The organism is Legionella sp. 227, assembly GCF_043161935.1.
GTDB classification, from domain to species: domain Bacteria; phylum Pseudomonadota; class Gammaproteobacteria; order Legionellales; family Legionellaceae; genus Legionella; species Legionella sheltonii.
Genome location: NZ_CP171154.1, coordinates 3,143,036 through 3,163,962, shown reverse-complemented (window position 1 = coordinate 3,163,962; position 20,927 = coordinate 3,143,036). Strand labels below are relative to the sequence as shown.

Below are 20,927 nucleotides of genomic sequence, written 5' to 3'. Positions count from 1 at the left end.
ACAATATCTTTTTTGAGCGCTCTCGTAAGCATCTGAATTGATTCATATTTTTTCTTAATGGGCAAAGAAAAACCTTTAAATTTTACAATTACATGAATTGTTAATATAATCACCATTTTTCTGAAGAACTATAAAGGCAATTTACAAGAAGAAAGGAGAAGTATGAATACCCTATTGACTCTAATCTCAACCTTAATTTTAACCAGCAATATAACATCCAGTGCGCCTTCATTTGCAGCAAGATCCGATACAGATATCAATACTAAATTGCAACATTTGAGTAGCAAGGCACCGAAATTAAATAGAAACGTATTAAAGCTTGCATTAACTGCATATAGAAATGCGAGCAAAAAAGGAGCTGTCAAAAAACCTGTGCTTACAGTGATTGATTACTCTTTACCCTCAAACAAGCAACGTATGTGGGTATTTGATCTCAATAGAGAGCGCCTCCTATATAACACTTATGTTGCACACGGGAAAAATTCAGGTGTGAATAAAGCAAATCATTTTTCGAATGTTCCCTCAAGCAAACAATCAAGTTTGGGCACGTATATTACTAAAGATACCTACATGGGTCATAAAGGATATTCACTTAACCTACAAGGGCTAGATAAAGGCTTTAACGATAATGCATTAAGTCGACGTGTAGTAATACATGGTGCATGGTATGTCGAACCTGATTTTATAAAACGTGCGGGTCGAGCCGGATTATCTTGGGGCTGCCCTGCAATTGCTCAAACCTTAGCAAAACCCGTAATTAATACCATTAAGAATGGTTCTGTAATTTTTGCTTATTTTCCTGATAAAAGGTTTCTATCTAAATCAGGTTATTTAGTAGCATAAAATAAAAAAGCCAGGGTCCCCCCTGGCTTTCGCAGTCATCCGTATAAGAACTTCCAGTTCTTATTATCATCCATGATAAATCATATCCGTATGATTACAATTCCATTTGTCTGACTTATATCCATACAAGTCATGATTAAAATGTAGCAATAGAAAAAAAGAAGTTCAAGGTTGATTTACACCCATCTCTTGATTTGAGTTGAGTAACCCCTTAACTAACATTTCTCAATTTATGTTTAAAAACAATGAGTTAATCATGCAGCCCAGAATTTATACATAAAAAAAAGGCTATTATCTTCACTTCATTTGAGAAATATCTTACAAGAGATCGAGCAAAAAAACTGAGCATATTTTTTGGAATTTAGTATTGATCATTTAAAATAACTAGGGGTAATCAGTAAGTTTGTATACAAGTGCTTGATTATGTCAAAAGATGTGGTAGTTTATTCTGCATCTTGATAACGTTTTAGAGCTATACAATGGACAAACAAACGCTAACTACAGTTAAAAAAGATAAGTTACACGTTATAGATTGGCTTATTGAACACTTTCCTAATGCTTTTTTTAAAAAAGGAAATCAGATTAAACCCCTAAAAATTGGGATATTTGATGACATCATCGATTTCTATGAGCGTCTGGATTCCCCGCCATTCAGTAAAAAATCGTTGCGTGAAGCCTTAAGCTATTATAGTGCATCTCCAGCCTATCTAAATTGTCAAAAAGAAAACTCTGCACGAATTGATATTTACGGTAATGAGGTCGATGTGGTAACCCAAGAACAAGCTAAATATGCTCATCAACGATATTTAGAGCGCTACAGTAAGAATAAAAATTCGGAAGCATAAAATTATTTCATAACAATGAAGTCGAGTTTAAATCTCGACTTCATGATCTTTTGTCTTACACTTTCTTTTTCAGAGGAGTTTGCGACGTTTATTGTAAAGCCATCAAATAGTTAACTCTAATGTCCGATCCTAACGAAGCTTTCCTTAAAAAAGGGTTGTAATCCATTCCTTTGAGATCAATCAAGTTAAAACCCCAGGGTCGAGCCATGGCAAGTAACTCACTTGGCTTGATAAATTTTTTATAATCATGCGTTTGTTTAGGTAATAGATTTAATATATATTCTGCGGCAATAATTGCAGTGGCATAGGCCCTAATAGTTCTACTAATTGTTGATACAAATAAAAACCCTTGTGGTTTAAGAAGTCGTTTACAATGCTCAAAAACCAATTCAGGGTTTTCTACGTGCTCTAACATTTCCATACAGGTAATCACATCAAAACGCTGTTCGTCATATTCTTCTATTGAAGTAGATAGATAATTAATTTTCAGATGATTATTTTTTGCATGTTCTTGAGCTACCACAATTGCCTCAGATGCGGCATCAATCCCCGTCACATGAGCCCCAGCGCTTGCCATAGCCTCACACAGAATACCTCCACCACACCCCACATCCAAAACAGTTAAATCATTCAAAGGAACATGGTGTTTGATAAAATCAAGGCGCGTTTGATTAATGTCATGCAGGGTTTTCAAAGGTCCCTCAGTATCCCACCATAAATTGGCATGCTGGGCAAATTTATTAATTTCGTTAGGATTAACCGTTGATTCAGTATGACTCATATTGTAATAAATCCAGAGGTTTAAAAAAATCAATAACAGATTGATTGGTAATAAAACTTACATTATAAGGATGTTCTGCTCTAAGTCCTATAGGTAATTTACTTTGGGCTGCAGTTTCTGCAATTTTACCTAACAAAATCAGTTGGATGGAGGGCTTAATTAAGGCCAATTGACTAAAAAGGCTTTGTATGAAAGGTTTCCATTGACGTGCATGATAAGGAACCTTACCCTCGCTATAAACTAAAGAAGCATTGAGTAACAAGATACCCTTCTTCATCATTCCTTCAAATAACTGCTGTGCTGTTTGTACCAAAAATTTTTTATCCAATAGTGCAATATTGGCTTGTGACGTATTGGAATCTAATTCACCGCGGGCAACAAGTAGCATTTTAATCAAGTTACGCAAAGAAGTCGCTCGATTAACTGCTGTACTTAACCCATTCATACTCCATAAGCTCTCAACCGTATTATCCCAAAAAGCATATCCATTCGCCGAATCTTGGCGTGGATAAGGGGATTCACCTAATAAAATATATTGAGTCTTAGCGAGTGGCAAACTAAAAGCCGCAAATAACCGCTCCTTACCTGGCAACCATTTTTCATCATGTATTAACTGATGCAAATAGTTCAAGTCCATAGCTTCTAGTGCTTTTACAACAATGTCCTTCCAATCAGAATGGCAATGAGTTAGTAAAAATTGCTTTTCCTCTTTCATGCTCGATGAAGAGAATTCTAATGACACTTCCACTCTGCCTCCTTAAATGAGCTTATACATACAGATATTAACGATTTTTTGTATAATCAATGTGATTACCGAACGATGCCCTAATCGTAACTGCTCTTGCTGGTTTCTTCAATTAATACCTAAGTAATAAAACACATCATTCGATAAACTCAGTCAAATAGGGCTACTGCACCTCAGAAACCATTTTATACAGCAAACAAATTGAATATAGGGAATGCTAGAAATCGTATTAATTTTTACCCAATTCGGCACAATTGAGTCATCTACTCTATATTGTTTTAAATAACTCCAAAATATCAAATTTTTACTTGCTTATTTCGGTTTTTGTGGTTAAAAATAGAATTTACAGGGAGATTCTTAAACACAGGGAGTGTGGTGTATGTCTACTAACGAACAAGAACTTGATACCTATATTAAAAGAGATACTAATCTTTCTAATGCGAATAAAGTAGTTATTGAAAAAGCTTTGGCACAGATGAGCTTTTCTGATGCAGCAAAACAATTATTATTAGATCCAAAATCTCCTCCAGCTGATTTAGATAGTTTACAAAGCATTGCTTTAACCCAAGAGCATCTAATCCAAGTCAAAAAAAGTCTAGGCGCAATAGTTGACAGCTTACAAGCTAATCCAAGTCTTATATCACAAGCGGCTGCTTTTTGGGGTGAGCTGCCTTTATGGCAAAGAATTCTCGGTGGTGTTGCTCTATCAGGCCCAACCCTAATTATTGGAGCGGCAGCCCATATCGGTATTTTAGTCACAATCAGTGGCGTCAGTGCTTTAGCTTACACCACAAGTGGTATTGTGCTCGATGACCATCATTACCATACCAAAAATATTACTCAAAAATTAAAAGAAGGAATTTTTGGAGTTGCAGAAATTCTTGAATTAACTATTGGCGCATTAGATTCCATTCGTAAAAAACTTGCCGCTGAAATTGATAAATTTAAGGCGGAGAATGAGAAACTCGCCCAAAATATTACGCGTTTGAATGAGGAGGTTGAGACTTTGAGTGCTCAGGTAGAGGTCTATGTTGAAACGGAAAAATTACTCCGTAAAACAAAAGAAAAACTTGAAGACACAAACTCCGCCTTAAAACAAGATCTTCAAAAACAAAATGAACAATTTCAAGCCAATCAAAAAGAGCTTTTAAAAGCTCAAGATGAACATTCAAAATGTCTATTGCTCTTATCCCAGAAAACTTCCGAATTATCAGATGTGAGGCAATCTATGGGGGCTGAACTGGAAAAAGCAAAAAAAATTGCCACTTCCTTGGAAGGAACAGTGAAAGTATTATCCTCTGCAGCAATCAGCGACTCCAGTCAACGACAAGCCTTTCAAGAAAAACTCAATAACTTTTTAACGGATAAAGCGGCCAATTTTGATCAAGTAGCCGAACGAATGAGCAAAGCAGAATCTGAGCTTTCTATGGTTAAATCGGAATTAAAAGCAAGTACAGAGCGTTTTAATAAATTATTAGAGCTTCAAGAAAAGCAGTTGCAACGCTTACAGGGACTTGATCGACGCGTTGATGCGAGCATTCATCCAGAACAACATTCAACTCAAGGTGAAGAACAAGTAAAATCAGAGGGATTATTGAGTAAATTAGGCCTTATGGCTTTACCCCAAATATGGCCATTAACCAACTCGACGCAACCTGCTAAACAAAATTCTCCCATGAATCCTGTACCTTAAACGAAATATTCAAGTTCTCATGTCCTCCGAGTTGGATTACTTGGAGGTTTTAATCTATTTATTTCTTTGGTTATACCAACATTGTGAAGTACCCTAAATTCGGCTATTCTGTATTTTTAACTTTAAGTTAAAAGCCGTGATTAAATCATACGATAAACTGATAAAAATAATAAAAAATAATCAGGAAACGATGGTGAAGCAACTTCATCAGTTTTGTGAGATTAACTCAGGTACAACGAATTTAGAAGGGTTAGCCCAAATGGCTAATCTACTGCAAACAACTTATAGTTCTATAGCAGACACCATTCAAATCAAAAAACTTCAGCCATTTTCAGTTATGGATATTTCCGGTGATACAGTAATACAAAACTGTGGTGATGCATTGTTTATTAGAAAAAGGCCTCATTTGAAACGACGAGTTTTACTCTGTGGGCACATGGATACTGTTTATGCCATAGACAATCCTTTTCAGAAATTAACTTATATCAATGATAATTGTATTAATGGGCCTGGTGTTACCGATATGAAAGGCGGTCTTATTGTGATGTTGCACGCTTTATCCGCCTTCGAACAAGATGAGTGTGCCTCAGAACTCGGTTGGGATGTTTTAATCAATACTGATGAAGAGATTGGCTCACCAGCATCCAGCGCGCTTTTTGATGAGTTAGCAGCTAGTTATCAAGCAGCGTTAGTCTATGAGCCTACTATGACGCCAACAGGTACCTTAGCAAAAAATCGCAAAGGAAGTGGAAAATTGACGCTTATTGCGACTGGAAAAGCGGCGCATGCTGGACGTGCTTTCTCAGAGGGCCGAAACGCAATCTGTTATTTAGCTGAGGCGATATGCGCTGTGCATGCACTTAATGGAAAGCGTGAAGGAGTAACAATTAATGTAGGAGCAATTGCAGGCGGTGAAGCGCTCAATGTGGTTCCTGACCGAGCGGTAACACAACTTGACATTCGGATTAGTCTACCTGAAGATGAGTTTTGGGTGCGAACTGAGCTGGATGAAATTATTAGTCGATTAAAACGCCAAGGTTATTCTTTAAAGGTATATGGTGTTTTTGGTAGACCAGTAAAACGTGTATGCTCAGGTACAAAACGCTTGTTTCATCGTATTCAACATTTAGGACAAGAGCTAGGTCTATCTATAGATTGGAAAGACAGTGGTGGCTGCTGTGATGGAAATAATTTAGCTCAACATGGTTTACCAGTTCTAGACACACTTGGGGTTAGGGGTGGTAATATTCACAGTTCAGAAGAGTATATATTGCTTGATAGTTTATCCGAACGCGCAGCACTCAGCACCCTACTCTTGCTTGATCTAGCTCAAGGTGGTTTAGAGGATCTAAAAAATGATGCTATTTCGTAGTGCTCGTGATACAGATTTGGATGCTATTCATCATTTGGCTGAGGAAAGTGGCGTAGGAATAACAACGCTTTCCAAAGATAAAGAAATCTTAGGAAAAAGACTTCACTGGTCTACTGACTCCTATAAAAAAATTATCGAAAAGCCGAATAATGAATATTATTTATTTGTTTTAGAAAATCCAACAAATAAAAAAATAATAGGTGTTTCAGGAATAGAATCATGTACTGGACATGAGGCTCCTTTTTATTCTTACAAAATATCTAAGCGAACTCGAATTTGTCGTTCATTAAATATACGCAGTGATTATGAGGTTTTAAGTCTAGTAAATGATAATCAGGGACGAAGTGAAATCTGTACCCTTTTTTTAGAACCACAATATAGAAAAAATCAAAATGGTTTATTACTTTCCAAAGCCCGTTTCCTGTTTATCGCGCAACATCCAGAACGTTTTGCTTCGACTGTAATCGCTGAAATGCGCGGTATTTCAGATGCAAATGGTATATCACCTTTTTGGGAGAATGTAGGAAGCCATTTTTTTCACATGTCTTTTGCTGAAGCAGATCGACTCACCCTGGCCACTGACAAACAGTTTATAGCAGACTTAATGCCTCGTAATCCTATCTACGTTAAATTACTGTCAACAGAAGCTCAAGCAGTCATAGGTCAAGCCCACCCCTCGACACAAGCGGCAATGAACATTTTATTAAAAGAAGGTTTTCGCTATAACAAGTACATTGATATTTTCGATGGGGGTCCAACACTCGAAGTTCCATTATCCAAAATCAAAACCATTGAACTCAGTCGCGTTGTCACCATTAAAAACATTAGTGATGAAGTGAGCAGCACGAACTATTTATTAGCAAATACCCAATTGGATTTTCGTGCAACGATTAATAGCGCTCTAATCAACAGAGAAAATAATACGTGTATTATTAGTAAAAAAACAGCTAACCTCCTTCAAGTTAAATGTGGAAATCAACTGCGTGTGGCTCCGGTATTATTTGATAATGGAGTGTTAAATGATTAAATCATCAATATTGAATGGTAAAGGACACTATATTAGTGGTCAGTGGCTTCAAGGACAGGGATCTACGCTGGAATCACTAAATCCTGCTTATGGTACATTATTTTGGCAAGGGGCACATGCAACTGAACAAGAAATTTCCGCTGCCTATCATGCTGCTCATCAAGCCCTTTTCCCCTGGTCTACACTTGATTTCGAAACGCGTGCCAATTACATCCAGAAATTTGCGAAGCAAATTGAAAAAAATCGTGATCAATTAGCGCAGCTCATTGCATTAGAAACTGGAAAACCTTTATGGGAAGCACATACCGAAGTCAATGCAGTTATAGGAAAGATTAATTTATCCATCCAAGCCTATCAGGAAAGAACAGGAACAAAAATAAGCAAAACAACAGAGGCAAATGCCTGCCTTCGGTTTAAACCCCACGGCATTGTAGTTGTTCTTGGCGCATTTAACTTCCCAGCTCATTTGAGCAATGGACATATAGTCCCTGCTCTGCTGGCAGGAAATACGATTCTTTATAAACCAAGTGAACATACGCCTGCAGTGGCTGAGTTTGTCATGCAATGTTGGCATGAGAGCGAACTGCCTCCAGGAGTAATCAATTGTTTACAGGGTGATGCTACCTGTGCAAAAGTTTTACTTGCACAAGACATTCAAGGTGTGTATTTCACGGGTAGCTATGCCACTGGCTTACGTATCCACCAGCAATTCGCGGATAAGCCTGAAGTAATTTTAGCTCTTGAAATGGGTGGAAATAATCCTTTAGTCATTGATGAAGTTACTGATCTTCATGCGGCTGTTTACCAGACATTACTCTCTACCATAATTACTGCTGGTCAACGTTGCACTTGTGCGCGTCGTGTTATTATCCCTGATTCCGCTCAAGGTGATGAGTTTTTGCAACGTTTTATAAAGATGTGTTCATCAGTCAAGGTAGGCCCATTTGATCAAAAACCAGAGCCATTTATGGGGCCAGTTATTAGCTATGTGCAAGCTCTTAAACACATTCATAGCCAAAAGAAACTGACTGAGTCAGGTGGTATTTCTTTATTGTCCATGACATTACTTGCTGAGTATACAGGTTTACTATCACCAGGCATCATCGATATGACACATTTTGAAAATCCGCCCGATGAGGAAATTTTTGCGCCTTTAGTACAAATATATCGGTACACAAACTTTGAACACGCAATTTCGCTGGCGAATCAAACTCGTTATGGTCTGGTCGCAGGTTTATTCAGTAATAATGAGCAGAATTATCAGCAATTTTATCAACATGTCCGAGCTGGTTTAATTAATTGGAATAGACCCACCACAGGCGCAGCCAGTAGTCTTCCTTTTGGTGGGGTCGGATTAAGCGGAAATCACAGACCAAGTGCTTACTTTGCTGCAGATTATTGCGCTTATCCTGTAGCCAGTATGGAACAATCTTTTTTGACGATGCCTGAACAGATAGTGCCAGGTATTAGCGAGTTGGGTGTATTGTAGCCGAATTACGATACGCTAGTCCGGGCTACAATTTAAAATGGAATATAAAATGAATGTTTATGAGTTAAACCTGGATGGCCTTGTTGGCCCTACCCACAATTATGCTGGTATTGCACCGGGTAATCTTGCATCTTTTTATAATGCAGCGGCAATTTCCAATCCACAAGCGGCCGCACTGCAGGGTTTAGAGAAGATGCGCTTACTTTACAAAATGGGCCTAAAGCAAGGATTATTTCCACCCCATCAGCGTCCGAATCTAGAGCTACTCCATCAATTAGGTTTTTCCGGCACGCCCAAAGAGCAAATTAATAAAGCTTATAAAAAGGCACCAGAACTTCTTAGTGCATGTTATTCAGCTTCCAGTATGTGGGCAGCCAATGCAGCTACCGTTTCTCCAAGCACAGATACACATGACCATAAAGTTCATTTTACCGCCGCAAATCTCATAAGCAATTTACATCGCCATCATGAGGCAGATTTTTCAAAAAAATTACTGGAGCTTATTTTTTTTAACCCAAATTATTTTCATCATCATGCGATTCTGCCACGGTCAACGATAACTGGAGACGAAGGTGCAGCAAATCACAGTCGTCTCTGTCAAAACTACAACCAACCAGGAATTCATCTTTTTGTTTATGGAAAAAAAGCTTTAGGGAAAAATCAATCAAATATTGGTCCAATAAAATATCCAGCTCGTCAAACTCGAGAAGCATCTGAGGCGATTGTACGTCAACATCAGCTATCGGAAAACCAGGTTGTGTTCGCATGCCAAAATCCACTTGCTATCGATCAAGGGGTTTTTCATAATGACGTTATTTCTGTAGTTAATGAATCAGTTTTTCTAGTCCATGAACATGCGTTTTATCAGCAAAATTCCATACTGAACGAATTAAGGGAAAAAGCTCACTTTCCATTAATTATTATTGAAATTCCACAAAAGGAACTTAGTGTTGTCGATGCAGTTGCAACCTATCTTTTTAACTCACAAATTATTAGTTTAAAAAAATCAAACTCCATGATGCTTATTGCTCCCTCTGAATGTCAAAATAATCCTCGTTCGAACGCATGCATTGAGAGAATACTTGCTGATGAATCGAACCCCATTAATTCGGTACATTTTCTTGATTTGAAACAAAGTATGCAAAATGGAGGTGGTCCTGCTTGCTTAAGATTACGTGTTCCCTTGAATGAAGAGGAACTTGGAGCCATGCATCAAGGTGTATTAATCGACGATAAATTATTAACAACTTTAGAAATGTGGGTTTTAAAGCATTATCGTACTGAGTTAGTTCCAAAAGACTTAGCTGATCCTCTGCTTATTGAGGAATGTTTTTGCGCCTTGGATGAATTAACTCAAATTCTAAAACTTGGTTCTGTTTACCCTTTTCAAGTAGAGAATACACGCTAAATGTGGAAAACGAAGTTCGGTAGATGCATTCATACATCCCCTTCAGGTTATAAAGTATATCAAAATTTATGCTATCGTTGGCTTACATTAGGAAGTACAGCACTCCAAACAGTAATTAATCGTTATCAACCTCAGGAGCCAGTTTTGTATTATCTTCCTGCACTTACATTAATGGCTCGAAAATATCCCGGAGTTACCTGTATGTTGGGATTAGGCGGTGCTGGGGTTGCGTGGATGTTGAAAGATGTTACCTTAGTTGCTGTAGATAACAGTGAAGAAGTGATTGACATAGCAAGACGCTTTTTTATGATAGACCACTTAAAAAAGTTAACAGTCGTCCATGACAATGCTAAGGATTACATACAAAAATGCAATAAAAAATACAATCACCTCATCATTGATCTATATAACGCCAATCATTTTCCACCTGAATGCGCTCATGCTCATTTTTTTGCTTCATGCAAAAAAATAATGACCGAAGATGGTTTATTGGCAATAAACTTGGCCAATATAAAAGAACAAGATCCTATTTTTCAATTAGTTAGAAACCAATTTAAACATACCCTGGTTATTCCAATACGTAACAGTTCGAATATGGTAATTTTTGCTGCCAATGAAAGCAAAGAATTGTTCATGAATAAAATAAAGCAAACGTGTGCCTTTAAACGTATTATTTGGGTTGAATCATGGGGTTATGTTGGCGATTATATACAAACAAATTGGCAACGATTAGCAGCCTTTTTTAAAAAAAACTATCTATGACCTTCTTTCATCCAACATAACCTATTGCATCCCACAGAACTCACTTTATTAGCTATACTTTAACAGAGATCTAATAAGGAAATTAATATGTCTACAGGTCATGATCATAATGAAGATATTTCATTAGGATTTGGATATAAACACTTTAAAGACGGTGCTCATGCCTGTCTTATTTATCGAGATGAAGCTGAAAGACGTAGAGTGATATCCAAGTATATAGAGTCGGGAATAATCAATAATGAACAAATAGGTTATTTCGTTGATACAATGACACCAGAGGAAGTAAGGGTTTGGTTAGCGGAGCTCGATGTGGAGTTACCGCAAAGCAAGCAAGTTGAAATTACTCCTGCGGTTTCAATTTATTGCCCAGATGGGAAATTTATACCGGAACAAATGCTATCTTGCCTTAAGCTTCACTATGAGCATGCTATCGCAGCGGGTTTTTCTGGTTCTCGTCTATCAGGAGAAATGTCCTGGTCTTGCCGAAACATTCCAGGTTCAGATCAATTGATAGTCTATGAAGCCTTAATAAATACTATTCTTGATACACATCCAGCTAAAGTAGTTTGTCAGTATGATGTCAGTAAATTTGATGGTGGCTTAATTTATGATGTCTTGCAGGTTCATCCTTTTATGTTTGTACATGGTCAAATTGTCAAAAATCCTGCTTATATAAAACCGGATGAATTTTTACATAATTACAAAAGTAATATGGAAAAATGAATATTCATAAATTGTCAGACAATGAAAAAATTCTCTTTAGACTTTATGCTGCCCATAGCGTACTTTTTATTTTTACGCGTTCAGAACAGTTTATACCTTACCTTGAGAAGACTATTGACAGTATACCCGGTGTACAAGAGTGTGAAGTGTGTCTTATCAAAAATATTGATCGAAGCGATAAAGAATTACACTCAAGATTTATTGGAACAATCGATCTAAAAAATGGGATGTTTAGCATATCTGATTTTTATCAACTTAGTGAGTCGTTTGAAGAAAGAAAATTACAAGTTTATCCTTTATTTGCGAAAGAACTTTTTTACGGACTAATTGTTGTGAAAATTAGTGATTTTAATCATTTTAACTTATTTGACCCCATCGTTAATAGCTTTACAATTTCTACTTCTGTTATTTTCGAGAATTTGTTTCAAAAACAAATGCTTGAAAGAAATAATGAGGAATTGATAATGCATAGAGAACATTTGTCTGTTTTAGTGAAAAATAAGACTAAGTCTCTATGGCAAGCAAAACACACTCTCCAGGATATGTTAGAGAAAGCGATTGAATCATTAGCATTAATTGCAGAGCAGCGCGATCCTTATACAGCAGGTCATCAATTTCGAGTTGCTAAGCTTTCTGAAGAAATAGCCAAGGGTTTAGGCTTAAGCTCTAAAAAAACACATGAAATCTATTTGGGCTCCTTAATCCATGATATAGGTAAAACCCGAGTCCCTATGGAAATTTTAGTTTCACCTGCAAAACTTACTGAATTAGAATATCGTTTTATCAAAATACATCCCGAAGTAGGTTATCAGATTGTAGATAGAGTCGCTTTTGGAGAAACAATTACTGATATTATTTTGCATCATCATGAACGTTTAGATGGCTCTGGATATCCGGATGCATTAAAGGCTGATGAAATTCGTTTTGAGACAAAAATTGTATCGGTTGCAGATGTGTTCGAAGCCATGAGTTCTCATCGTCCATACCGCCCTAAAAACTCAGTAGAAGCGACCCTAAATGAATTACGCGAAGGTGCTGGAATACGCTACGATAAATCTGTTGTTGAATGTTGTATAGATCTCATTACCAAGAAAAATTTTGAATTTCCACCTCTTCCATATAATCGAGTGAATAGTAATATGTATACCTAGCACTCGCAGTAATGGCTATAAGAAATAATCCAGCGACATGGTAAGCAATAGATTATACGTGCATCTTTACCAACAGAATATTGCCAAAATTAACCTATCGGGCTATAAAATAACTGCTGTATTCCAAGAGGATACTTCAGCAGTAAAATTATCAAGTGCCGCCATTTCTTTTGAAGTCTTAAATAAACCATATGCAGTAAGACCTCCCGCAATAACCCCTGACGCTAGACTTGAAGAGGCTACAGTTACCGCAGCTGTATAACCACTTAATATTCCGGCAAAAAAAGCTCCTGGACCAGTCCACCAACTACACGCAACACCAATTGTAAAGCCAATTAGTGCGGTTGCAATCAATACAATGGCTGCTGCAGCGACTGAAAGTACTGCTTTAAGGATATTAGGATTCTCACCCTCTAAAATGATTTCACTATTCTTTATAAAACTTTCAATGGCCTTAGCTTTATTCTTTGGGGTACTTTTTGAGTCCAATACAATTTTTGACAGTTCATTCAGTTCAATATCCATCAAGCCTTTTTTTCTTTTTGGCAGATTTTTTATATCCTCTTTTAGTTTTATAACAGCCTCATCCCACGAGAGTAGGAGTTTTGCTTCACAATGAGAGCGGATCAGATTAAAAAGCTCCTCGATATTCTCTCCGTCTTTTGCTGAAGTAGTAATGAAATTGGCAAATAATTCTTTTGATTTAATTTTTTTTAATGCGTCATGATTTGCTTTAGGAGAGTCTGATTTTGTGCCAACACAAATAATTGGGGCCAGGGGAGCAAATTTTCGAAATTCTTGGATACTTTTAATAAGTTCTTGCTCGTGAATTTCTTCTGTTAGATCAACACAAAATAAACCTACATCAGCGCCTTTATAATAATAGGGATTAAATTGTTTAAATCGCGCTTCTCCAGATATATCCCATAGGTCGACAATATTATTAGAATCCATTTGCCGAGAGAAAAATTCAGCACTTAAGGTAGGAGAAGTCTCTTCTGCAAAATCAATTTTTGTTTGAGCAACTTTATGAGCTAGTTTAGTTTTACCACTTTTGCCAAAAATAACAACTTTATACTTCATAAGGAACCTCCAAAAATTATTTTCAGAAGCATTTAAGAGAAATTTATTAAGTTATTTTTCTAATAATAAAGAAAAAACTTAATGGAAATTCTTTATCATGACTAAATTAACAAATTAAATAAAGCAATTTGTAGTTTTTTGAGTAAGAATTGCAATAAAAAAGAATTATTACAACTTGAGGTTATTTACCTCAAGTTGTCTGTTGATTTAAATTTCCATTAAATCTTTTTCTTTTTCAGCCAATAATGCATCTACTTCTAGAATATATTTGTCGGTTAGTTTTTGAATGACTTCAGTTGCTCGACGCTCATCATCTTCAGAAATAGCCTTATCCTTAACTAATTCTTTCAATTGATTATTTGCATCTCTTCTGATATTACGAATGGAAACCTTTCCTTGCTCGCCTTCATTACGAACAACCTTGATTAACTCTTTTCTTCGTTCTTCAGTCAAAGGTGGCATAGGGACACGAATCGCAGAACCTGCTGTAGCCGGATTCAAACCTAAATCTGAGGTTAAAATTGCCTTTTCTACAGCTGATACCATGGATTTTTCCCATGGGGTAACTAATATTGTACGAGAATCACTAGCAGTAATATTAGCTATTTGATTCAATGGAGTCATCGTTCCATAATAGTCAACTTGCACATGATCAAGTAAACCAACATTCGCCCTTCCTGTGCGAATTTTTGTTAGGTCTGTGTGCAATACTTCAATAGTTTTTTTCATTCGCTTTTCTGAATCTTGCTTAATCTCATTAATCATGATTAGCTCCGACTATAGTTCCTACGCGTTCTCCAGATACAATTCTTTTCAATGCATTAGGTGCAGTCATATCGAAAACCTGCAATGGCATGCCTTGATCTTGACAAAGACAAATTGCAGTAGAGTCCATTACTTCTAAGCCTTGCGTTAATACTTCGATATAGCTCAAATAATCATATCGTTTGGCATTAGGGTTTTTAAAGGGATCTTCTGAGTAAACACCATCGACTTTTGTTGCTTTTAATACCACATCAGCGCCAATCTCAATGGCTCTTAAGCAAGCAGCAGTATCCGTAGTGAAAAAAGGATTTCCTGTTCCTGCTGCGAAAATAACAACGTGTCCGGTGCGCAAATGTGTAATTGCCTTACGTCGATGATAAGGGTCAACGACTCCCAGCATGGGAATAGCTGACATAATACGCGCTGGCATATCAATTCGTTCTAAAGCATCTCTCACCGCTAAAGCATTCATTACTGTAGCCAGCATCCCCATATGGTCACCAGTCACACGTCCAACCCCTGCTTGAGACAGTGCCTTACCACGAAATAAATTACCACCACCTAATACAAGACCAACTTCAACGCCCATCTTAATTAATTCGGCAATATCCCTGGCTAAAGTATCCAAAACCGAGGGATCAATACCGAATTGTGACTTGCCCATAAGGGCTTCGCCACTGTATTTTAGTAAAATACGTTTATATTTTAATGTTGGGTGACTTTCATTCATCATGTACGAACCTGAGCCATCACTTCTTCAACAAAGTTGTCTTCTTTTTTCTCTATACCTTCACCAACTTCATAGCGTATAAAGGAAAGTACTTCTGTATTTTTTTCTTTTAAAAGTTGTCCAACTTTAATGTCAGGGTTCTTAACAAAAGGCTGACCTAATAAACTGACTTCATCAATAAATTTATTGATTCGACCTTCAATCATTTTATCGATAATTTCTTGTGGTTTGCCACTTTCTTTTGCTTGAGCTGTAAAAATTTCACGCTCATTTTCAATAGCTTCAGCAGAAACTTGATCTCGGCTTACAACAATTGGCTTGCTGGCAGCAATATGCATCGCAATGTCTTTGGCAAGTTCTTCATCACCAGTTTTCAGAGCTGCCATAACACCAATTCTTGAGCCATGTAAGTAATAACCAATTACCCCAGTGTCACAAGACATGCGCTCTAAACGTCTTAATTTAATGTTTTCGCCAATTTTCGCTACTAATTCTTGACGAGCTTGTTCTACGGTATTTCCAGATGAAAGAGTAATTGCAGACAATTCGGCAACTGTAGTAGCAGAGCTATTTAATGCCGTTTCAGCGACCTTGCTAGCAAAGTTAGTAAAGTTCTCATCACGAGCAACAAAATCGGTTTCACTATTAATTTCAAGCATTACTGCACTACGTCCATCTGCGGAGCGTGCAATAACTACTACACCTTCAGCGGCAACACGATCTGCTTTTTTATCTGCTTTTGCTTGACCTGCTTTACGCATTTCAATAATTGCAGCCTCAATATCACCATTGGTTGCTATTAGAAATTTTTTACATTCCATCATGCCAGCACCGGTACGTTCACGTAACTGCATGACTAAACTCGCACTAATTGACATTTTCATTTCTCCGTATAGCAAAAAGGGGGCAAATTGAGGTGTTCTGACACCCGGCCCCCTATATTTTAAATTTTAATTATTCCCCAGCTTTTTCTGCATCACTGGTTTGTTCAACTACTTCAACAAATTCAGCATCAGAAGAACCTACTCCTACTGTATTACTGCCTTTAGCATCTAAAATTGCATCAGCAACACAACGAACGTAGATATCAACTGCTCTCATAGAATCATCATTACCAGGAATAATATAATCAATATTTCTTGGGCTATTGTTTGTATCAACAATACCAATAACGGGGATTCTTAAACGGTGAGCTTCTTCAACGGCAATATGTTCGAAACCAACATCAACAACAAATAAAGCATCAGGCAAACCGCCCATGTTCTCAATACCGCCTAAGCCTCTTTCTAATTTTTCAAGTTCACGAGTCAGCATTAATGCTTCTTTCTTAATCATTCCATTGAATAATCCTTTTTCTTTCATTTCTTTTAATTCTTTCAGGCGAAAAATAGACTGACGTACTGTTTTATAGTTGGTTAACATACCGCCCAGCCAACGGTGATCAACATAAGGCATGCCACAACGTTTCGCATGTTCGCGAATACTTTCTTGCGCTGCTCTTTTAGTACCTACAAACAGAATTTTTGCTTTGTTAGATGCCAATCTGCCGACATAGTTTACTACGTCGTTAAGCATCACCATGGTCTTTTCAAGGTTGATAATATGGATTTTGTTACGAGATCCAAATATATACTCACCCATTTCAGGATTCCAAAAACGAGTTCTGTGTCCAAAATGAGCACCTGCTTCGAGTAATTCACGCATACTTACATTCATTTTTTATCTCCAGGGTTATTCCTCCACGTTTCCCATACGAAACCCTTTTTGGGACCCTATCGTATGTGCCGAACCGTGTGTGTATTTAAAGCGCGACATTTATACCATATTAGATGAAATTCATCAATCGAATTTAGTGACAAATCTTTTTTTTTAACTTGTGCTAAGCTTTTTATTAATGGCTCTGTTTTCGTTGTAATGAAATATAAAAGAACTGGCTTTTTATATGCGGTAATTTATTGAACTCACAAAATAAAGAATAAAAATGTATCAATATAACCCAAAATTACATGTAAAAATCTGGTTAAGCAATAATCCAAACGCGTTTATGAATTTGGAGAATCAAATTCGTCTTATTGAAATGCGTGAAAAAAATACCAACGATACAATTCACTTGGTATACGAATCCAGCTTACTCACTCCGACATCAGTTAATGCGCTACACGAATTTTGTAGAGAACATCGTATTAATTTCATTGATGCAAACTCAATTCACTCCTCTCTTCAAACAGATAACGAAAAAAAATTGTACCAATTTTATAAAGACGAAATTTATAATTTAAAAATGGGGGGCAATTTAGCTGTTGCCAGTGATATTTTAAGATGGCTTTCTCCAATATTTAAAAAAGGAACTTATACCGATTTTGATTTTCCAATTGATACGACTCATCTTCCTCAACTTATTCCAACTGAAATGCCAATATTACTCAATATTGGTAGTTTAAGAATGGGGAGAAAAGAATTTATTCTCGCAAATAATGATTTTGTCGCTATAGTAGACTCCATAGCAGCACAAAAAGATATTGATCGTGTACAACGTGGGCTTATTGCCCGGCTATCTCATTATGATACTGACTTCATCGAGCGGACAGAAGCTGAATTAAACGAAGACAGCTTTATAAATCGTTATCTCTTAAAATTCATGAAAAATCGCTCTGAATCTCTCTATATAGCAAAATCTAAACAAATTAGTCCACCCGATACATCTACTTCTTCATTAAAAATCAGAAAATACATTAATGAAGTGATGGCCGATAAAAATAAATTTTTAGATTTTAATAAAATATATCCCCAAGAAACTCACGAAGAAGTGATAAAAAGATTGAGAAAAGACCTACAGGTTCAACTGAATTTAATAAAATATCTATTTTTTAGTAAAGAATATTCCTTAATTAAACGAATTTTAGAAACAAATGACGATAAGTTTTTAACTTATTTAATGAAAAAAGAGCGGGATCTTTATCTTAAATCGATTGTCGTATGTACTACGGGGCCAATACAGATATCGAATGCTCTATTTCATGGCTATGTGGTTGATGCTAATAAATTCAGCAAAGAAATCCAACCCCACTCGTTTAATCATTATGGCTTGCAAAAAGCCTTTTGCTCACAAAATTCTATTCCTTTGCATGAAAATGTTTTGGGGATGCTCAAGTTTCTGGGTGTTGATGAGGGCGAATTAAATGATTCTTCCTGGTTAGATTCTGGAAAAAAATTACAAAGTTCACGCTCGAAATTACTTGCTGCCCGACAAAAGGAACTTGCTTTAAGCTTACCGGCTACTTTTTTAAAGGTTAAAAGAGAAGTGGAAGAAAACATTCAAAAAATACCTCATATCCCTTATCGATCATTTATCAGAGATAAGAATCATTCCAAAAAAGAAGACCTTGAGCTTATTTTGAATTGTTTTACTCAAGAAAATGAATTTAATATCGTTAAATTTAATAATATTTTACTGAATATTCAGAATCATAACCATGATGACTGCACGCAGAGACTAATCAAAGAGCTTAAAACGCTTTGTCATGAAGCACTAATTTTTAGTCTTGCAAAAGATAGAAAAATAAAATTAGCTCATCCTTCTTCCCAATCGCCCCAATCATGTCCAACACCCCATTTAAGGAAGAAAATTAGGGGGATTAGCCAATACATGCATGCCCTAATTACCTGGCAAAAATAGATGGAGACTCTCCTATTTAAATTAACGCTAACATACTGTATTTATTCACTCTATAGTCTATACTCCAATAAGGTCATCCTATTGACATAAGATAAAACAGGAAAGTTGGTATAATTATTATGAGGAATGGATAATGAGTAAAAAAATTCTCTGGTTATCAACCGTCGTATTTGTACTAACATTTGGTCAACCAAGTTTTGCGTGTATTGGTGGCTCCAAACACTGTAATTCGCATCATCGATTAGATAGATTGGCCCAAGAACTGAACCTCACCGCTGATCAAAAAGCTAAAATTAAAGCATATAAAGAAAAAGCTAGAGCTGCATTCAAAGAAAACTACGGTCAACTGAGATTACTACGTAGTCAAATTAACTCTATGATTCAATCAAATAAAATTGATGAAGCAAAACTTGATTCTTTAATAGAGAAAATAAGTAAAATCAGAGGCTCTATGTTAAAAAGTAGAATAATGATGCAACATCAGATGTTTTCACTCTTAAATGAAAAACAAAAAGCTAAATTTCTTGAATTAAAGAAAAAATGGTATTTAAAGCGTAATGCTTAGTCTATTCGTCAATCACGAGCATAGCGAGAGATCTCCATCGTTGGGCACCGAGTTATGATGAAGATCTCCCAGAAGACTTGCGCAGGGTGAATCACCCCTGGCTTCTTTATTAAATTAAGTCTGGATCACTGCCCAGACTGTAACTTTATGATTCAATTTACTGTAATGCAGTTATTTTTTAAGTACAGCAACTGCTTTAAAGTTTATGGTCACTTCATTTTTTATTTCACTAGTACTTGACCAATCACCCTGCCCTATACCAAAGTCTAATCGTTTTACTGTGGTATGTCCCTCAACAACCAAATGATCTTTAGGTGATTCAACTGCTGTAAAAGTAAGTACTACGGGCAGTGATTTATTTTTTATAGTTAATGTTCCCGCAGCTTCATAATTTTTATCATCCTTTTTAGTAAACTTGGTTGATTTAAATTCAGCTTTGGGAAATTCTTTGGCATTAAACCAATCAGCGCTGAGTAATATTGAAGTTATTTCTGCGTAGGACATTGTGAGTGAGTTAGTATTCACTACCACATCGACATTACTGTCTTGATAATGTGCAGGATCAGCATTTATTGTTGCGGTAAACTCTTTAAATGAACCAGTAACGGGTGCATTATTTTGTGTTGCTGTAAAACTTATACTGCTTTCACCAGGAACAAGTGACCATTCAGGTAAGGCATTTGCATAAGCACTATTCAAAAAAAATAAAACGAAAATAAACTTTATCATTTTCATGGGAACATTCTCCGTAATATATCATCCTTATTAATAAAATGATGTTTTAGAGCAGCTGCACTATGCATAAAAATTGCTGCAATGAGCGCGTACCCCAACCATTCATGGATCCATTCAAATAATATTCTTTTACTGTCATCTGGTGCTATAAGATTAGGTAAGGTAAACAATCCAAAGAATGATGCTGGTAATCCAGCAGCTGAAGTAATTAACCAACCAGTAATTGGCATGGCAAACATAAACAAGTAAAAAGCCCAGTGCATGCTACGAGCAGCAATTTTTTCCAGCAAAGGCAAAGCAAGCTCGGGTTGTTCATTGCTTAGACGCCAAATAATTCTAAAAACTGCCAAAAAAAGGACCAACAAACCATACTCTTTATGCCATCCATAGAATTTCAATCTTTGGGGATTCCATGGTAAAGAGACCATGTACAACCCCAACACTAACAACCCAATAATTAACAAAGCAATAACCCAATGAAATACTATAGTAACAATACCAAAGTGAGTTGCACTATTTTTGATTTGCATAAGA

General features: G+C 36.5%; 21 protein-coding genes. 12 read left to right on the top strand and 9 right to left on the bottom strand.

Annotated elements, in window-relative coordinates:
- Positions 1-162 precede the first annotated feature (162 nt).
- Entirely contained in the window at positions 163-843 is a 681-nt protein-coding gene (locus ACF8MK_RS13790) for a murein L,D-transpeptidase catalytic domain family protein (protein WP_265704730.1), read from the top strand.
- A gap of 479 nt (positions 844-1,322) precedes the next feature.
- Positions 1,323-1,688 carry a ProQ/FINO family protein gene (locus ACF8MK_RS13785; protein ID WP_392537132.1) on the top strand — a complete coding sequence of 122 codons (366 nt, stop codon included), beginning with the start codon at positions 1,323-1,325 and terminating at the stop codon, positions 1,686-1,688.
- 88 nt (positions 1,689-1,776) lie between these two features.
- Here the strand turns inward: ACF8MK_RS13785 and ubiG are convergent, their stop codons facing one another.
- Together ubiG and ACF8MK_RS13775 are read right to left on the bottom strand one after the other, a co-directional pair.
- The gene (ubiG, locus tag ACF8MK_RS13780) at positions 1,777-2,469 is read right to left on the bottom strand and encodes a bifunctional 2-polyprenyl-6-hydroxyphenol methylase/3-demethylubiquinol 3-O-methyltransferase UbiG (protein WP_392537131.1); all 693 of its coding nucleotides are present in this window, start codon (positions 2,467-2,469) and stop codon (positions 1,777-1,779) included.
- Complete coding sequence (locus tag ACF8MK_RS13775; protein ID WP_392538970.1) at positions 2,456-3,184, bottom strand: uracil-DNA glycosylase family protein; 729 nt, start codon at positions 3,182-3,184, stop codon at positions 2,456-2,458. Before ACF8MK_RS13775 ends, ubiG begins: the two co-directional genes overlap by 14 nt.
- Before the next feature lie 409 nt (positions 3,185-3,593).
- Between ACF8MK_RS13775 and ACF8MK_RS13770 the strand changes: the two genes are divergently transcribed.
- The 8 genes from ACF8MK_RS13770 to ACF8MK_RS13735 all read left to right on the top strand — a co-directional run bounded on the left by ACF8MK_RS13770 (position 3,594) and on the right by ACF8MK_RS13735 (position 12,839).
- The gene (locus tag ACF8MK_RS13770; protein WP_392537130.1) at positions 3,594-4,907 is read left to right on the top strand and encodes a LegC2/C7 family Dot/Icm T4SS effector; all 1,314 of its coding nucleotides are present in this window, start codon (positions 3,594-3,596) and stop codon (positions 4,905-4,907) included.
- 136 nt (positions 4,908-5,043) lie between these two features.
- Positions 5,044-6,279, top strand: coding sequence for a hydrolase (locus tag ACF8MK_RS13765; protein ID WP_392537129.1), 1,236 nt, complete (start codon positions 5,044-5,046; stop codon positions 6,277-6,279).
- A complete protein-coding gene (locus tag ACF8MK_RS13760; RefSeq protein WP_392537128.1) occupies positions 6,263-7,306 on the top strand; it encodes an arginine N-succinyltransferase in 1,044 nt (347 codons plus the stop codon). The genes ACF8MK_RS13765 and ACF8MK_RS13760 overlap by 17 nt, the downstream gene beginning before the upstream one ends.
- On the top strand, positions 7,299-8,795 hold the full coding sequence (astD, locus tag ACF8MK_RS13755) for a succinylglutamate-semialdehyde dehydrogenase (RefSeq protein WP_392537127.1): 1,497 nt from the start codon (positions 7,299-7,301) through the stop codon (positions 8,793-8,795). The genes ACF8MK_RS13760 and astD overlap by 8 nt, the downstream gene beginning before the upstream one ends.
- 49 nt (positions 8,796-8,844) lie before the next feature.
- On the top strand, positions 8,845-10,203 hold the full coding sequence (gene astB, locus ACF8MK_RS13750; RefSeq protein ID WP_392537126.1) for an N-succinylarginine dihydrolase: 1,359 nt from the start codon (positions 8,845-8,847) through the stop codon (positions 10,201-10,203).
- A complete protein-coding gene (locus tag ACF8MK_RS13745; RefSeq protein WP_392537125.1) occupies positions 10,204-10,965 on the top strand; it encodes a spermidine synthase in 762 nt (253 codons plus the stop codon).
- An 87-nt stretch (positions 10,966-11,052) separates the two neighbouring features.
- The gene (locus ACF8MK_RS13740) at positions 11,053-11,688 is read left to right on the top strand and encodes an MEDS domain-containing protein (RefSeq protein ID WP_392537124.1); all 636 of its coding nucleotides are present in this window, start codon (positions 11,053-11,055) and stop codon (positions 11,686-11,688) included.
- Positions 11,685-12,839, top strand: a complete 1,155-nt coding sequence (locus ACF8MK_RS13735) for an HD-GYP domain-containing protein (RefSeq protein ID WP_392537123.1) — start codon at positions 11,685-11,687, stop codon at positions 12,837-12,839. Before ACF8MK_RS13740 ends, ACF8MK_RS13735 begins: the two co-directional genes overlap by 4 nt.
- Positions 12,840-12,941: 102 nt before the next feature.
- Here ACF8MK_RS13735 and ACF8MK_RS13730 read toward each other — a convergent pair whose 3' ends face one another.
- The 5 genes from ACF8MK_RS13730 to rpsB all read right to left on the bottom strand — a co-directional run bounded on the left by ACF8MK_RS13730 (position 12,942) and on the right by rpsB (position 17,133).
- Positions 12,942-13,922 (bottom strand): GTP-binding protein, encoded by a 981-nt coding sequence (locus tag ACF8MK_RS13730; RefSeq protein WP_392537122.1) that lies wholly within the window; start codon positions 13,920-13,922, stop codon positions 12,942-12,944.
- A 207-nt stretch (positions 13,923-14,129) separates the two neighbouring features.
- Complete coding sequence (gene frr / locus ACF8MK_RS13725) at positions 14,130-14,687, bottom strand: ribosome recycling factor (RefSeq protein ID WP_392537121.1); 558 nt, start codon at positions 14,685-14,687, stop codon at positions 14,130-14,132.
- The gene (gene pyrH, locus ACF8MK_RS13720; RefSeq protein WP_392537120.1) at positions 14,680-15,420 is read right to left on the bottom strand and encodes a UMP kinase; all 741 of its coding nucleotides are present in this window, start codon (positions 15,418-15,420) and stop codon (positions 14,680-14,682) included. The genes frr and pyrH overlap by 8 nt, the downstream gene beginning before the upstream one ends.
- Positions 15,417-16,295, bottom strand: a complete 879-nt coding sequence (gene tsf / locus ACF8MK_RS13715) for a translation elongation factor Ts (RefSeq protein ID WP_392537119.1) — start codon at positions 16,293-16,295, stop codon at positions 15,417-15,419. The genes pyrH and tsf overlap by 4 nt, the downstream gene beginning before the upstream one ends.
- Before the next feature lie 76 nt (positions 16,296-16,371).
- Positions 16,372-17,133: a 30S ribosomal protein S2 gene (gene rpsB, locus ACF8MK_RS13710; protein ID WP_265704712.1), complete on the bottom strand. Its 762-nt coding sequence runs from the start codon at positions 17,131-17,133 to the stop codon at positions 16,372-16,374.
- A 265-nt stretch (positions 17,134-17,398) separates the two neighbouring features.
- Between rpsB and ACF8MK_RS13705 the strand changes: the two genes are divergently transcribed.
- Together ACF8MK_RS13705 and ACF8MK_RS13700 are read left to right on the top strand one after the other, a co-directional pair.
- Complete coding sequence (locus ACF8MK_RS13705; RefSeq protein WP_392537118.1) at positions 17,399-19,093, top strand: glycosyltransferase family 88 protein; 1,695 nt, start codon at positions 17,399-17,401, stop codon at positions 19,091-19,093.
- A 133-nt stretch (positions 19,094-19,226) separates the two neighbouring features.
- Entirely contained in the window at positions 19,227-19,658 is a 432-nt protein-coding gene (locus tag ACF8MK_RS13700; RefSeq protein ID WP_392537117.1) for a Spy/CpxP family protein refolding chaperone, read from the top strand.
- Between the two features lie 171 nt (positions 19,659-19,829).
- On the opposite strand, the gene ACF8MK_RS13695 is transcribed toward ACF8MK_RS13700, so the two are convergent.
- Positions 19,830-20,393 carry a YceI family protein gene (locus ACF8MK_RS13695; protein WP_392537116.1) on the bottom strand — a complete coding sequence of 188 codons (564 nt, stop codon included), beginning with the start codon at positions 20,391-20,393 and terminating at the stop codon, positions 19,830-19,832.
- Positions 20,390-20,923 carry a cytochrome b gene (locus ACF8MK_RS13690; protein WP_265704706.1) on the bottom strand — a complete coding sequence of 178 codons (534 nt, stop codon included), beginning with the start codon at positions 20,921-20,923 and terminating at the stop codon, positions 20,390-20,392. The genes ACF8MK_RS13695 and ACF8MK_RS13690 overlap by 4 nt, the downstream gene beginning before the upstream one ends.
- Positions 20,924-20,927: the final 4 nt, after the last annotated feature.

What these genes read in the sequence shown, in the direction of transcription:
- ACF8MK_RS13790 (WP_265704730.1), top strand. Translation starts at nt 163, where the DNA reads ATGAATACCCTATTGACTCTAATCTCAACCTTAATTTTAACCAGCAAT.
- ACF8MK_RS13785 (WP_392537132.1), top strand. Translation starts at nt 1,323, where the DNA reads ATGGACAAACAAACGCTAACTACAGTTAAAAAAGATAAGTTACACGTT.
- ubiG (WP_392537131.1), bottom strand. Translation starts at nt 2,469, where the DNA reads ATGAGTCATACTGAATCAACGGTTAATCCTAACGAAATTAATAAATTT.
- ACF8MK_RS13775 (WP_392538970.1), bottom strand. Translation starts at nt 3,184, where the DNA reads ATGAAAGAGGAAAAGCAATTTTTACTAACTCATTGCCATTCTGATTGG.
- ACF8MK_RS13770 (WP_392537130.1), top strand. Translation starts at nt 3,594, where the DNA reads ATGTCTACTAACGAACAAGAACTTGATACCTATATTAAAAGAGATACT.
- ACF8MK_RS13760 (WP_392537128.1), top strand. Translation starts at nt 6,263, where the DNA reads ATGATGCTATTTCGTAGTGCTCGTGATACAGATTTGGATGCTATTCAT.
- astD (WP_392537127.1), top strand. Translation starts at nt 7,299, where the DNA reads ATGATTAAATCATCAATATTGAATGGTAAAGGACACTATATTAGTGGT.
- astB (WP_392537126.1), top strand. Translation starts at nt 8,845, where the DNA reads ATGAATGTTTATGAGTTAAACCTGGATGGCCTTGTTGGCCCTACCCAC.
- ACF8MK_RS13745 (WP_392537125.1), top strand. Translation starts at nt 10,204, where the DNA reads ATGTGGAAAACGAAGTTCGGTAGATGCATTCATACATCCCCTTCAGGT.
- ACF8MK_RS13740 (WP_392537124.1), top strand. Translation starts at nt 11,053, where the DNA reads ATGTCTACAGGTCATGATCATAATGAAGATATTTCATTAGGATTTGGA.
- ACF8MK_RS13735 (WP_392537123.1), top strand. Translation starts at nt 11,685, where the DNA reads ATGAATATTCATAAATTGTCAGACAATGAAAAAATTCTCTTTAGACTT.
- ACF8MK_RS13730 (WP_392537122.1), bottom strand. Translation starts at nt 13,922, where the DNA reads ATGAAGTATAAAGTTGTTATTTTTGGCAAAAGTGGTAAAACTAAACTA.
- frr (WP_392537121.1), bottom strand. Translation starts at nt 14,687, where the DNA reads ATGATTAATGAGATTAAGCAAGATTCAGAAAAGCGAATGAAAAAAACT.
- pyrH (WP_392537120.1), bottom strand. Translation starts at nt 15,420, where the DNA reads ATGATGAATGAAAGTCACCCAACATTAAAATATAAACGTATTTTACTA.
- tsf (WP_392537119.1), bottom strand. Translation starts at nt 16,295, where the DNA reads ATGTCAATTAGTGCGAGTTTAGTCATGCAGTTACGTGAACGTACCGGT.
- rpsB (WP_265704712.1), bottom strand. Translation starts at nt 17,133, where the DNA reads ATGAATGTAAGTATGCGTGAATTACTCGAAGCAGGTGCTCATTTTGGA.
- ACF8MK_RS13705 (WP_392537118.1), top strand. Translation starts at nt 17,399, where the DNA reads ATGTATCAATATAACCCAAAATTACATGTAAAAATCTGGTTAAGCAAT.
- ACF8MK_RS13700 (WP_392537117.1), top strand. Translation starts at nt 19,227, where the DNA reads ATGAGTAAAAAAATTCTCTGGTTATCAACCGTCGTATTTGTACTAACA.
- ACF8MK_RS13695 (WP_392537116.1), bottom strand. Translation starts at nt 20,393, where the DNA reads ATGAAAATGATAAAGTTTATTTTCGTTTTATTTTTTTTGAATAGTGCT.
- ACF8MK_RS13690 (WP_265704706.1), bottom strand. Translation starts at nt 20,923, where the DNA reads ATGCAAATCAAAAATAGTGCAACTCACTTTGGTATTGTTACTATAGTA.